Annotated in this window: 13 protein-coding genes; all 13 read right to left on the bottom strand. The window is 40.8% G+C overall.

Annotation, left to right across the window (positions count from 1 at the left end):
• Window position 1: 1 nt before the first annotated feature.
• Window positions 2-415 (bottom strand): YeeE/YedE family protein, encoded by a 414-nt coding sequence (locus RMB06_RS04215; protein ID WP_174724698.1) that lies wholly within the window; start codon window positions 413-415, stop codon window positions 2-4.
• 135 nt (window positions 416-550) lie between these two features.
• The gene (locus RMB06_RS04210; protein WP_014206923.1) at window positions 551-1,009 is read right to left on the bottom strand and encodes a DUF6438 domain-containing protein; all 459 of its coding nucleotides are present in this window, start codon (window positions 1,007-1,009) and stop codon (window positions 551-553) included.
• Between the two features lie 639 nt (window positions 1,010-1,648).
• Window positions 1,649-4,078 (bottom strand): glucose/quinate/shikimate family membrane-bound PQQ-dependent dehydrogenase, encoded by a 2,430-nt coding sequence (locus tag RMB06_RS04205; protein ID WP_311078498.1) that lies wholly within the window; start codon window positions 4,076-4,078, stop codon window positions 1,649-1,651.
• Between the two features lie 82 nt (window positions 4,079-4,160).
• A complete protein-coding gene (locus tag RMB06_RS04200; RefSeq protein WP_311078497.1) occupies window positions 4,161-5,480 on the bottom strand; it encodes a carbohydrate porin in 1,320 nt (439 codons plus the stop codon).
• A gap of 65 nt (window positions 5,481-5,545) precedes the next feature.
• The gene (locus RMB06_RS04195; protein ID WP_057062303.1) at window positions 5,546-6,997 is read right to left on the bottom strand and encodes a nitrous oxide reductase family maturation protein NosD; all 1,452 of its coding nucleotides are present in this window, start codon (window positions 6,995-6,997) and stop codon (window positions 5,546-5,548) included.
• A gap of 19 nt (window positions 6,998-7,016) precedes the next feature.
• Window positions 7,017-7,844: a type I 3-dehydroquinate dehydratase gene (gene aroD, locus RMB06_RS04190; RefSeq protein ID WP_304397921.1), complete on the bottom strand. Its 828-nt coding sequence runs from the start codon at window positions 7,842-7,844 to the stop codon at window positions 7,017-7,019.
• 69 nt (window positions 7,845-7,913) lie between these two features.
• Window positions 7,914-8,543: a protocatechuate 3,4-dioxygenase subunit alpha gene (pcaG, locus tag RMB06_RS04185; RefSeq protein ID WP_087400735.1), complete on the bottom strand. Its 630-nt coding sequence runs from the start codon at window positions 8,541-8,543 to the stop codon at window positions 7,914-7,916.
• A 14-nt stretch (window positions 8,544-8,557) separates the two neighbouring features.
• Window positions 8,558-9,283: a protocatechuate 3,4-dioxygenase subunit beta gene (gene pcaH / locus RMB06_RS04180; protein WP_000077913.1), complete on the bottom strand. Its 726-nt coding sequence runs from the start codon at window positions 9,281-9,283 to the stop codon at window positions 8,558-8,560.
• A 10-nt stretch (window positions 9,284-9,293) separates the two neighbouring features.
• The gene (pcaC, locus tag RMB06_RS04175) at window positions 9,294-9,707 is read right to left on the bottom strand and encodes a 4-carboxymuconolactone decarboxylase (protein WP_057084872.1); all 414 of its coding nucleotides are present in this window, start codon (window positions 9,705-9,707) and stop codon (window positions 9,294-9,296) included.
• A gap of 15 nt (window positions 9,708-9,722) precedes the next feature.
• The gene (locus RMB06_RS04170; RefSeq protein WP_032006318.1) at window positions 9,723-11,078 is read right to left on the bottom strand and encodes an MFS transporter; all 1,356 of its coding nucleotides are present in this window, start codon (window positions 11,076-11,078) and stop codon (window positions 9,723-9,725) included.
• Window positions 11,079-11,120: 42 nt separating this feature from the next.
• Complete coding sequence (pcaD, locus tag RMB06_RS04165) at window positions 11,121-11,906, bottom strand: 3-oxoadipate enol-lactonase (RefSeq protein ID WP_068614452.1); 786 nt, start codon at window positions 11,904-11,906, stop codon at window positions 11,121-11,123.
• Entirely contained in the window at window positions 11,903-13,258 is a 1,356-nt protein-coding gene (locus tag RMB06_RS04160) for a 3-carboxy-cis,cis-muconate cycloisomerase (RefSeq protein ID WP_311078491.1), read from the bottom strand. The genes pcaD and RMB06_RS04160 overlap by 4 nt, the downstream gene beginning before the upstream one ends.
• Window positions 13,259-13,260: 2 nt before the next feature.
• On the bottom strand, window positions 13,261-13,795 hold a 535-nt coding region (locus RMB06_RS04155; protein ID WP_311078490.1), incomplete at its 5' end, for an acetyl-CoA C-acyltransferase.

Raw genomic sequence — 13,795 nt, 5'->3', positions numbered from 1 at the left:
GTTACCCCATCACATGACGAATGATATAAACCGTTAACATGCCAGCAAACATAAAAACTGCTGTCGCTATCATCGAGCGTTTTGATAACCTGCTCATACCACAAATACCATGGCCACTTGTACAACCCGACCCTAACCGTGTTCCAAAGCCTACAAGTACACCTGCTAAAATAAGTGCAAATGTATTAGCTTTAATTTCAATTTCAGGCTGATAAAAATAACTATAGATGAAAGGTGTAATCACGAGTCCCGCAATAAACCAGAATGCCGAACTTTTAAAAGTATCTTTAGTAGGATTGATGACTTGAGCAAGCAAACCACTGATTCCGGCTATACGGCCATTTATATATAAATATCCAACTGTTGCGATGCCTAGTAATAAACCACCAAAAAAGGCATAGACAATATTTGACATATAACCACTCTTAACAATATATGTTTTTATAATCTGTATTATACGCTGATTCTTTTAGAAATACTTAAAATAAAACTCTTAAGTGTATAATTCTTCTTAACAAGAAAAAGCCCCAAGATTCTGGGGCTTTTGTCATTAAATTAGATCTTTAATGCCTAATTGTTCAGGTAACTTTTCCATAACCTTATTCAATCTATTATTTGCTGGAGAGATACAACCTGTGTAATGGCTTAATTTAGTTTCTGTGCCATTAGGTTGAATCCAAGTAATGTAATAGCTAGACATGTCGGTCGCTGTTTGCTGGCAACCCGCAGTTTTTGATTGTGTACCTGTTTCAGGGCGATAAGTCTTTAGATCATCTGCAAGTTTTTTATAATCTTTTACGCTACCTTGAATTTCTTTAACGCCTATAGCCTTAGTGTATTGTTTACCTTCAAAGCGAATTAAACCTGTAGGTGTTACTTCTACAGAATAAATCGGACATGCGCCAAAACATGGGCTTGAAGCATAGCGAATTGTCTCTTGTGTATTCGGTGCTTGCTGAACAGAAGCACAACCCATCAAAGCTAAACCAGATAAAGTTGCAAGAACCAAAAATCTCATTACATCACCTATTATTATCAAGTGGCTTTAATTTATCAAATCATACACTTCTTGTCATTAAAGACTATTTTTTGTGATTTTATTCATTATTTAATTTTGCTTAGGCTATTGAGTAAGACAAAAACATTTTCTTTCACCCATAAAAAAAGGCCCATCTTTCGATGAGCCTTAAGCCATAAAAGCTTAAATTCCTGAAATACAAATTATTACTGGATAGTAATAATCTGCGTCGACCATTCTAGCGCAACCCAATAAATTATATAAATATAATATAAGTATATATTTAAGCTCGTTTTTCCAACAAAAAACACCGTATTTTCAATGTTTAAAACTTAATAATGTTTATTTTTAATTAAAATTCACAATGTTAAGTTAAACAAAACTTAATAAAAGTTAAGGTTTTATTTATAGGTAAAACATCCTAAGGAACTGGTCAATAGTTAAGCTATATCTAGCGTTCAGGCTGAATTGACCATAAGACTATTTCAAGTTTAGCAACAACATCAAGCACTTTTTTACTATTTGGTAAAGCTATCTAGTTAAAAATATAGAATTTACTTTTATTCTTTTATATAAAAAATATATTAAAGAGTAAGGCAAAAGAGAAATACTCTCTTTTGCCTTACTTAATTATTGTTCTAAGCTATAAGCGATCACATAATCACCATGATCAGGTGATTGACGTGCTCCACCTGCGGTAACAACCACATACTGTTTACCTGTTTTAGGTGAAACATAGCTTATTGGTGTTCCTTGGCTACCTACTGGCATGCGTGATTTCCACAGTTCCTTACCTGTAGATGAATCAAATGCACGTAAGTAGTAATCTTGTGTTGCAGCAAAGAAAACTAAGCCACCTTGAGTTGCCATCGGCCCGCCAATTGTTGGCATACCGATCGGTGCCTTTAAGCCCATCTTAATACCCATCGGCCCAGTATCTTCAACTGTGCCTAATGGTACTTGCCATGCAACTTGACGAGTTTTCATGTCAATTGCAGTCATGGTGCCAAATGGTGGTTTTTGACAAGGAATGCTTAGAGCCGACATAAAGCGGTTTTTATTCACTTTATATGGTGTACCTTTCATTGGTACAGCTCCCATACCTGTGTTTACTTTCTCTCCACCATTCGCCTGAATCTTAATATCTTCAGGAGTTTGCTCCATCAATTGAATCCATAAGCCAAGGCGCATATCGTTCACGAACATATAACGATGAGTCGGGTCAAAAGCGATGCTACCCCAGTTCATACCACCCAACGAACCTGGGAAGCTTAATGAAACATCAGTACCTGGTGCAGTAAATAAGCCTTCGTAACGCATTGACTTGAAGTTAATACGACACATCAGTTGATCAAACGGCGTTGCGCCCCACATATCTGACTCAGTTAAAGTCTGATTACCAATTTGAGGCATTTCAACTGAACGAGGTTGAGTTAAGCTGTATTGTTCACCCGGAATATTGGCAGGTTTCACTGGTTGTTCAATCACTTTAGTCAGGGGTTTACCTGTTACACGGTCAAGAACAAAGAATTGGCCTGATTTAGTTCCAATCACAACAGCTGGTTTAGTCGTACCATCTTTTAATGGGAAGTCGACTAGACTCGGTTGCATTGGTAAGTCAAAGTCCCATAAATCGTTATGAACAGTTTGATATACCCACTTCTCTTTACCTGTTGTCGCATCAAGTGCTAACACAGAAGTATTGTATTTGTGATCTAATGGATTACGGTTACCCCCCCAAATATCGACAGATGAACTACCCATAGGTAAGAACACCGTATTCATTTGCGGGTCATATGACATTGCAGCCCATGAGTTTGCCGAACTACGTTTATAGGTTTCACCCGGTTTAAGAACATAGTTCGGGTTTGGATTGCGCGGGTCAAATGCCCAGCGAAGTTTACCCGTAATCACGTCATAACCACGAATAACACCGCCCGGCATATCTGCGGCTACGTTGTCGGCAATACGGCTACCCACCACAATAGTTGTTCCAGCAATAGTCGGTGCAGAAGTCACTTCAAAACGTGGAGCTTTTGTTCCAGCGCCAAGACCTTCTAGCAAATCAACCGTTCCATTTACACCAAAATCAGCACAGCGCTGACCGTTATCTACATTCACTGCAATTAAACGACCATCAGGTGTATTGGTATATACACGGCGTGGACATGCCGTATTGGTTGCAACCGCAGTTACTGCATTTGCACCAGCTAAAGTTGGTTGTACAAGCGGTTTTGTTGAATCAAAGTATGCAACACCACGGCAACGTTCCCAAGCATCAGCTGTAGAGTTCACCTCAGCTTTCCAGAGTTGTTTGCCTGAGTCGGCATCTATCGCAAAAATGTTGTTATGTGGTGTACATAAAAACACTTTATTTCCCACTTGTAGCGGAGTCATTTGGTCTTCAGCCCCATTACCGCTACCCGTTGTAAAGTCGCCCGTTCTAAAGCGCCAAGCTTCTTTTAATTTATGAACGTTATCTCGGTTAATTTGATCGAGAGCAACAAAGCGGCTACCACCTGCATCATTACCATAATTTTCCCAATTTACCTGTTTTTTTGCAGGATCAACTGGTACTAAAGGTAGTTTTTCACCTGAACTTGCCACTGTTGGATGCGGTTGGAACATTTGATAGAGCGCAATCAACATACCTACAACAACTAATCCACCTACCGCATAGGATGAAGATGCCAAGCTCGTTTGAAATTGGTAACGTCGGATTGAAGGTAAAGTAAATAGCAAGGCAGCAAAAAGACCAGCAGGAAACATTAAGCGCGAAAATAACGGCCAAAATTCCCATCCAGCATCAACAAATGACCAAATTACGGTACCAACAAAAATAGCCGCAAAAATCCAGACACCCAGCGCTTTTTTTCGGAAAATACTAATTGCAGAAATGGTGATAAATAATCCCGCTATAAGGAAATACCAAGAACCACCAAGAGATACTAGCTTTCCACCACCTACGATGTAAAAAACACCAGTAGCCAATAAAACTAGACCTAATATAAAACACCATATTTTGAATAAGATATGAAACTTAGAATCTGACTCAGACATAGATCCTACTCCACATATACTGAACCCGAATAGTTCAAGCATTTGGGCCAGTTAAACTATGTCTAACCAGCCATCAATATTGTTAAAAATTGACTTTCACACTAAGACCAGCCACCCAAGCATCATCAACTTCTTTTACACCAGCAGGTTGATGAATATATTGAATGTTTGGACGTAACATGACGGCCGGAGACCATTGATAGGTATAGTTCAACTCGACATTTAACTCGTCGTCTTGAATTGGAATATAGTCAGATGCAATCGGATCATAGCTGTAATATCCACGACTTTCATTTGTTGCGATCTGTTTATCTTTAGCACGGTCATTAACTACATAATTAGCTATACCAAAACCAATCGAATCATTTGGACGGCTATCAAATGGTCCCTTATACCAAAGAGCAAGCTGTTGCGTACTTTGAACAAAAGTTGTTGCCTTATCATTTACAACGCCATTAAAACTTACATATAAACCGCGTTTCGGATCTTGGCCATTATTCGTCAGTTGTTGTTGTGCATTAATCCAAAAGCTTTGTTTTCCGTCATGCACTTTACCTGCAGTTTTAATATCATTGGCTTCTGCGGTCGAATACAGTGCACCTACTTTATATTCTCCCGGCAAGCCATTAAAGGCATCAAGTTTTGGTTTCCACGCCAGCTCAACCGGTATGGTTGCACCCTTCACATTGTTCATATCCAGATTAAAACCATCACTATTTGATTCGGTTTTAATGTTGTCTGGATTTACTTCATACACACCTAATCCCAAAGTCCATTCAGGTGCAAACTGATATTTAACGTTTGTCGCCCAAACACCTACTGGTGAGTTATACCAAATTGAACCGATTGATTTTCCTAACTGCCCACCGCAGAGCAATAAGTTCTGAAATTCACATTGAGAACTGTTAAAGTCCTCTGACATTCCCATACGGCCAAATTTGACCTGTACAGTATTATCGATAAAGCCCTTCTTCACCCATGCTTGGGATAAACGCCAGATTTTACCGCGACCATAAATTTCTTGAGCATTGCCCAATTGGCTAGAACGTGGGTCTTTAATACGCTCGAGAGTTAATGCATTACCATCACGTTTGGTCACAACTAAATTGACTGTTGTATCTTTCCACCCAGCAATTTTTTCTAAATCGAGGTTTGCACCTAAAGAAAGTTGTGCAGCATTTTCAAAAGTATTGCTGTCGTTGTAACCACCATCTAAATTTGTGGCACTTTGGCTCATAATAGAAGCTGTAAATTTATAGCCCTGCTGCTCTAATTGCTGGCGTTTTCCATTCCAGTCGCCTAACAACCATTGACGGTCTTGTGACCAAGGCTCATTCGCGAGCGCAAATTGGCTACCTAATACAGCGATTGTTAACACACTCAATTTCATTAAATTTGGCATTTCAAGTCCCTTTTATCATTTCTATATTTCTATGCTGCGCCTCATATGAGGCGCTTTCCTTATTGTTATTTAACACTTGTAAAACCAAGCTCAGATGTTGCGCCAAAACGATCAGTAATATTCGCTGTAATTGAGGCAACTTTTACAGACGGTTTCCAATTTGCTTTTGCGATCCCTTGTGCATCTGTAGCAACAGTTATTGCTCCTAAATATTGCTCAGCTTCTTTTGATGCCGCATTTTGATTACCAAAAAATTCAACTTGATAGCGTTGATTTGGCAAGCCATTGACTTCTAAAGCAACTGAACCTTTATTTGCAGTTAATTTAGGAGCTTTAATACCCTGATTAGGTTGAGCATTACAGCCTTGTTCATTTGGCTGAGTACATGTTTTTTGTTGTTTCGATGGGTCAACAACCACACCACCACCACGAGAACCTACAAATCCTGCATGCTCAAGTGCAGGCACAGCAAATACAATTGCACCCAAACGCTGATCTGGTACGCATGAACCGCCAGCTTCGCAACGTTTAATATCTTTACCATTGTCCCAAATCAGGTTTTTAGTCAATGTAATTTTTGCATTTGCATCTTTTTCAGAGCGGATGGCTACACCAATACGATTACCATGTACTTTATTGCTATCAAGAATATTGCCATCACCCGTCATGTTGAAACCAATCGAGTTATTGGTCATTTCGTTGTAGGCAATATAGTTACGCTTACCCCAGTTGATCTGTAAGCCATCTGAATAGTTTTCGAATTTATTACCAACTACCGCATTATCATTACCCCACAAAATTTCAATACCTTGTGATGGTTCTGGGTTTGCTTTGGTTGAAACAAAATGGTTATTCGCAATTAAGTTAAACGCAGCACCACGTGTCAGTTCTAGACCATCACCATTGTCTTGGAAAATATTGTCTAAAACTTTGTTGTTATTGGTGGTGGTTGCGGTTGGGTTACCTTGACCATCATCACCAGTGAGCATGACACCAGCCCCGCCGTAGTTATTACTAATACGGTTATGTTGGATGAGGTTATTGCTCGAGCGGTTAATCAATACCCCAATACAGAAGCGATGAATGTCTAAACCTTTTAAAGTGACATTGTTGACGTCACGTAGTACCAATCCCGGTAAAGTCATCGTACGTACATTGGTGCCATACTGTTCAGGGTTTGCACCAGGACAAGCTTTTGCACCTTCGCCTTTAATATAGTTTGAACCATCTATCGCGATGTATTCACCAGTTTTATCCCACTGTGTACCAATGATTTTAACTGGAGCTTTAATTTCAGGAAGTGCGCTGTTTAATTTAATCGCATAAGGTGCTTTGCCTACTGCTTGAATTAAAATGTCGCTAGCTTCGCTTGGGTTTGCATTGGCTTGTTCAATGGCCCAGCGTAAAGAGCCTTTATTGCTATCGTCTTGATAACGATCAACAACATAAGTTTGTGCTGCCGATACTCCTGAAACCATCAAACCTAATGCAAGAGTAGTTAAACGTAATGTAGTCATTTCATCATATCCTTATGATTTATGGGTTTGTTGGTTGAACGGTTTGTAAAATCTGTTTGAGCTTGGTCACATCAATTTGACCCGGTGCAGAAGCCTGACCAATCATGCCAAAGCTATAACTTCCGCCCATGTTGGCAGTCGCAACACGAGAAATCGTACCTAATTGCCCCATTGACATCGTCAATAAAGGTTTAGTGGTTTGCTGGCTTACCTTTAAAGTTGCGTTCATTAAGGTGAAAACGTCTTGTTTAGATTTAGGCATTACAGCAATTTTGAGAATATCTGCGCCCATTTGATCTTGTTTTAACAAGCGTTTTTCAATTTCATCTTGGCTTGGTGTTTTTTGGAAGTCATGATTAGACATGACAACGAGCACTTTCTTTTGATGTGCTTTTTGAACAATTTCTGAAACTACTTTTTGATCACGGAACATTTCAACATCTAACCAGTCCATGAACGGATTCTTTAAGTAAGCCTGATAAGTCTTACCATAATCCACATCACTAATTTCAAGCTGGCCACCCTCGTTTTTGGTACGAATTGTGGCGATCATTGGCTTATTGCCTAAAATCTTTTTTAACTCATGCCCCAAAGCAATCACTTGTTTTGTATCTCTCGCAAAACTGAGTAAATCGATACGAAACTCTGCCAAATCAGCATCTGCTGTATTTGCAATAACTTGAGCTTGTGCCAATGCTTGTTCTTTAGTTTTTGCGGTAATCGGAACAATCGTTTTAACGGCTGTAGCGGCAGGTTGTGTTTGAACGGCTAAAACAACAGGTTCAGCATTCACCTGTGCTGTAAAAAATGGGAGTGCAAGCAAACTGAGGCTTAATAATGTTTTCATGTTCATATCGTTCATCCTTAAAAAGGCTACACGCATCCTTGAATAATCAGGTGTAGCCTTAAGTGTTTCTTAAATATCAAAAAATACAGTTTCGTCATCGCCTTGAATGCGAATATCAAAGCGGTAAACAACTTCACCATTTTCTTCAAAACGTTTTGCAATAAGTGTTTGGCGACGTGGTGCCCATTCAATGCTATTTAGAATTGGGTCGTTAGTATTTGCCTCAGCTTCATCGTCAAAATAAACACGTGTATGAAGACCTAAGTTAATACCGCGAGCGAAAATGACTAATGCAATATGAGGTGCTTGAGTTGAACCTTTACGGCCTGCTGTCGCGCCCGGTTTAATCGTATTGAAACTCCAAACGCCTGTTTCAAAATCGGCACCTGTACGGCCCCAACCTTGAAAGGCCGGATCAGCTTTTTGCTCACGCGTATCTGCCTGACTTGGATAAATACCGTTCGCATCGGCCTGCCAAATTTCGATCAGCACATCACGTAACGGTAAACCCAATCCGTCAAACACTTGGCCTTCAAGACGAATACGCTCGCCTTTGGTTTGGTCTTGTACTAACTGGTTATTAAAGTTGTTTTCGAACACTTCAATATTTGCTTGTTGTGGCAATAGGCCAATGTGAACATAAGGACCACCTGTTTGAGATGGAGTTTCTTTTAGTTCCTGAAAATTCCAGTTATTCATGCTCGTGCTCCCGATTAAGTCAATTCGTTTTCGAAGTAAGTCGCTCGACGGCCACGTAAAGTGATGTCAAAACGGTAACAACGGCTATCAGCTTCGATAAAGTTGTTTTTATCTTCTAGTGCAATCAATGCACGACGTTGATCTTCAGAAGGAATCGTTTTTAAGATCGGGCAAGTGTCAATGAGCGTATCGCCTTCAAAATAAAACTGCGAAATCAGACGCTGAGCCCAACCATCAGCAATTAAAGAGAAATGAATATGTGCAGGACGCCATTCATTAATACGGTTACGCCATGGGTACGGACCCGGTTTAATGGTACGGAAAATATAAAAACCGTTTTCATCAGTTAAGGTACGACCACAACCACCAAAGTTAGGATCCATTGCACCAATAAACTTGTCGTTTGGATGGCGATAACGACCAGAAGCATTGGCTTGCCATACTTCTAGAAGTGCATTTTTCACAGGACGACCAAATTGGTCACGAACATAGCCATGGACAATGACACGTTCACCAATTGGCAAACCATCTTTGGCATAGTTCAAAATCAAATCGTTATCTTTTGGACCAAACAGATTCGAAGAAAAATGCGGTGCAGTAACCTCAGTTAAAGTCTCGTTAATAGAGATCAATGCATTTTTTGGCGAACGTAATACACTTGTTTTATAACCTGGCGTATACGCTGGTGGATGATCATCTGTATTACGTTGGGCGTAAGCACCCCAGCTATGTTGTGACATCTTTATCTCCTTAATCCTGTTCTTTCGCTGCAATTGGGCTTACCTCTATCCCCAACTCTTTAAAGACTTCTTCAGCCATATGCATTGCAGCATTTGCAGCAGGTAAACCTGCATAGAGTGAACTGTGTAAGATCAGCTCTTTTAAATCTTCTTTAGTTACGCCATTGTTAAAGCAAGCACGTAAATGCATGCGTAGTTCATCTTCACGACCAAGCGCTAATAAAATTGCGATAGTGACTAAACTACGTGTATGACGTGGAAGGCCTGGACGAGACCACACCTCACCCCATGCGTAACGGCTAATAAAATTTTGAAAATCTTGGTTAAAGTCATTTAAGTTTTGCAAAGACCGACCAACATGCTTTTCACCCAAAACTTCAGTCCGCACCTCAATGCCTTGTTTATAGCGTTGTTCATCATTCATTGTGATAGACCTCTATTAAGTTGCATCGGTATGCGCAACAATTGATTTAACAAATACAGCAACAGCCGCAGCAGTCGCTGGAATGAGTAATAAACTAAGAATGGCGGTAAACGACCAATCATTGCCGAGTAGTACAGCACCAATCCAAGCACCAAATACCGCACCGAAGCGTCCAATACCAGTCATCCAAGACACGCCAGTTGCACGGCACTGCGTTGGATAGAAACGAGCGCTTAACGCAGGCATTGAAGATTGCGCACCGTTAATTGCGATACCCGCACAAAGCACCAATACTGCAAGTAATGTTGAATTTCCTAAGCTTTGACCAACAGCAATCGCAAATAGACCTGCAGCAAAGTAGAAAATAGCAATCACTCGGTTCGGGTTGAATTTGTCCATCGCCCAACCAATAAACAAAGCACTTACCACACCACCAAACTGGAACAATCCACCGATAAATGCAGCACGCTCCATTGAGGCACCTGTTTCACGCATAAGCGTTGGTAACCAGCTTGTAAGTAAGTAAACAACCACGAGCCCCATGAAATAGGTCAACCAAAGCAAAAGTGTTCCTTTTGCATATGGTTTAGAAAACATAATTCCAAAGACATTTTTCTTTTGAGCTGTCTCGGTTTTCTCTTCAGGTACGTGAAATGCAGTCGCATTTTGGATCTGAGCTGGTGCAATATGATTTAAGATTTTGCGTACTTTCTCTGGGTTCTTACCTTTCACAATTAAAAAGCGGTAAGACTCAGGTAAAACTAAAATCACTAAAATCATTAAGATCAAAGGTGACCAGCCGCCAAGTAAAAACAGACTGTGCCAACCATAAGTCGGGATCAGCCAACTACTGATAAAACCACCTGTTGCCATACCTAAGTTGTAACCACAGAACATACAGGTCACGAGTAATGAACGAATACGTGTTGGGCAGTATTCAGAAAATAATGTAGTGGCATTTGGCATAGCTGCACCCAAACCAATACCTGTCAAAAAGCGTAAAACGACAAGGCTATCTAAGTTGGTTGCATAAGCAGATGCCAAGGTGAACCCACCAAATACAAGCATCGAAAAAGCCAGTACGATTTTGCGACCAAAACGGTCAGCTGTCGGACCAGAAACCAAAGCTCCAATAATCATTCCACCAAGTGCAGCACTCATCACTGGGCCTAACTGAGAGCGATCAACACCCCAGTCCTGAGCCAAAGCTGGTGCAATAAAACCCATTGCAGCAGTATCAATACCATCAGTAAAAATAATTAAGAAACAGATGATTGCGATCATCCATTGATACTTACTGAGTGGAGCATCATTGATTAATGCTTGAGCATCGATACTTTTATTTGGTGCAGCGTAATCCTGAGACGCCATATTTGCCTCCTTAAGGCCAATTCCTTTTAAATCACTAAGCTATTAGATTTGCTGAATAAACCTAGTCAATTCCTGAGTAAATCTTTGCGGTTGCTCGATATTAGAAAGATGAGATGCTTCCAATTTAGCAATCTGACTATTGTTGATAGCGCGCTGCATAAACTCAGCATCTGCTACTGTAGTCACCGGATCTTCTGTTCCCGCAACCAGCAGTACCGGAATTTGGATTTGTGCAATTTCATCTCTTAAATCGGCATACGCTAAAGCACGACATGCATTCGCATAACCTTGTGCCGGTGTGTTTGCAAGACTTTGAATCGTCGTTTGTGCAACCACGTTATGTTGATAGTCGAAGTTTTCACTAAACCAGCGGGTATGCGTGGTTTTTACCAACTCAGCTAAACCATTCTGTTCAACAGAATCAGCACGACTCAACCAAGCCTCCGCCTGACCAATTTTGGCTGCCGAGTTCGCAACAGTAATACTTAAAAAGCGCTCTGGATGATGAATACCCAACCAAAGCCCTGTAATTCCGCCCATTGAAATGCCACAAAAATGAGCTTTTTCAACACTCAAGGCATTTAAAATATCAACCACATCTTCAGCTAAGTTTTGCAATGTGGTGTCACTAATTACATCACTTTCACCATGACCACGTGTGTCGTATGTAATGACATTGAAATTACTTTTTAATTCACTTATCTGTGACTGCCACATACCATGGTCTGTGCCTAATGAATTAGAGAATACAAGCACAGGAGCGTCTTTTAAGCCGTCGGTATAAACAGCTAGTTGTTTTCCTTGGCGATTGCTAATAGTCTGTTTCACTTTGGCTCTCCTTGTGCTTCTTGCAAAACTGCATCAATCTGTTGCTGAATATTGCCCAAATAGTTTTCCGGTTTGAAAATATCCCGTATTTCTGCTTGGCTAAACTGTCCTTTCACTTCTTCTAGTTGGCTAACAACATCAACCAAATGCTGGTTTTGTGCTACCGCTGTTTTACATGCAGCTTCAACTAAATGATGAGCATTTAAACGTCCAATTTTAGGAGCAAGTGCCATCATTACAGCTTCTGCCATAATCAATCCATTCGTACACTCAAGGTTCTGTTGCATATGCTCAGCATTCACTTCGAAACCTTGTAGAACTTCACCAGTACGACTTAATGCTCCAGCACAAAGCTGAAAGATTTCTGGAACTGCTAACCATTCTGCATGCCATGCACCTAAGCTACGCTCATGTTCCTGCACCATACTTTGATAGATGCTAGACATAAGTGCTGGTGCACGATTTGCTGCGGCAAGTACTGAAGCTGCTGCAACTGGATTACGCTTATGCGGCATGGTTGATGAACCACCACGACCCTTTGCAGTGGGTTCAAACAATTCTGCAATTTCGGTTTGCATCATAAGAGACCAATCACGTGCCATCTTGCCCGTATTCCCAACAATCATGCCAAGCACACTTGCAATTTCTACAATACGATCACGCTCACCATGCCATGTGCTTGTCGGTACAGTCAGATTCAGTTGCTTCGCAAATGCATTAACCACAAGTGAACCTTGATCTTGCAAAGAAGCTAATGAACCCACAGCACCACCTAACTGAGCAGTCAGTACACGTGATTTCATGGCTTGGATACGGTCTAAATCACGTTTAAACGCAGAAGCCCAACGAGCAAGTTTATGCCCCAAGGTAATTGGCAAAGCTTGCTGTAACCATGTACGCCCAATCATGACTTGATGGCGATATTGCTTAGCTTGCTGCAATGCAGTCGCATAGCATTGTTGAAGTTGACCTTCCACAATGTTCAACGCATCACGACATTGCAAAATACAAGCTGTGTCTAAAATATCCTGACTTGTTGCACCCCAATGCACATAACGCGAAGCATCTTCATCAACATCTTTAACAATTGCTGTAAGCTGTTTTACAAATGGAATTGCGATATTTCCAGCTAAGCCAGTTGCGACAGCCAAAGCTGAAAAATCAAACTTATCTAATGCCTGCTCAGCTACTTGGGCAATGGTATTAGCCGCATTTTGAGGAATCACACCAACTTGTGCCTGTGCTTGAGCTAAGGCAACTTCAACCTGAATCATGTATTTGATTAAAGATGAGTCACTAAAGATGTCAGTGACGTCTTTTTGATAAAACAAGCTGGCATATAACTGGCTCATGATTAGACTCTCTCAATAATCAAAGCAATGCCTTGACCCACACCAATGCACATTGAACACAAGGCATAACGACCACCCGTTTGTTCAAGCTGGTTTAAGGCTGTAGTCACGAGACGTGCACCTGAAGCACCAAGTGGATGACCCAATGCAATTGCACCACCGTTTGGATTTACTTTGTTGCTATCATCTGGCAAGCCTAAATCACGGGTCACGGCCAAAGCTTGTGCAGCAAAAGCTTCATTCAGCTCAATTACATCCATCTGATCTAAAGTCAGGTTGGCTTGTTTAAGTAATTTCTTAATCGCTGGTGCCGGAGCAAAGCCCATAATGCGTGGTTCTACACCTACGGCTGTTGAAGCAATGATCTTGGCACGGGGTTTTAGATTGTAAGCTTGAACTGCCTCATCAGAAGCAATCAGTAGAGCTGCTGAACCATCATTAATGCCTGAAGCATTACCCGCAGTGACTGTGCCATCTGCTTTAACTACAGGTTTAAGTTTGCTTAAGCCTTCAAGTGTGGTCGATGCACGTGGATGC

The organism is Acinetobacter sp. V104_13, from assembly GCF_031798995.1.
Classification (GTDB): Bacteria; Pseudomonadota; Gammaproteobacteria; order Pseudomonadales; family Moraxellaceae; genus Acinetobacter; species Acinetobacter pittii.
This window is presented reverse-complemented; position numbering and strand designations above follow the sequence as displayed.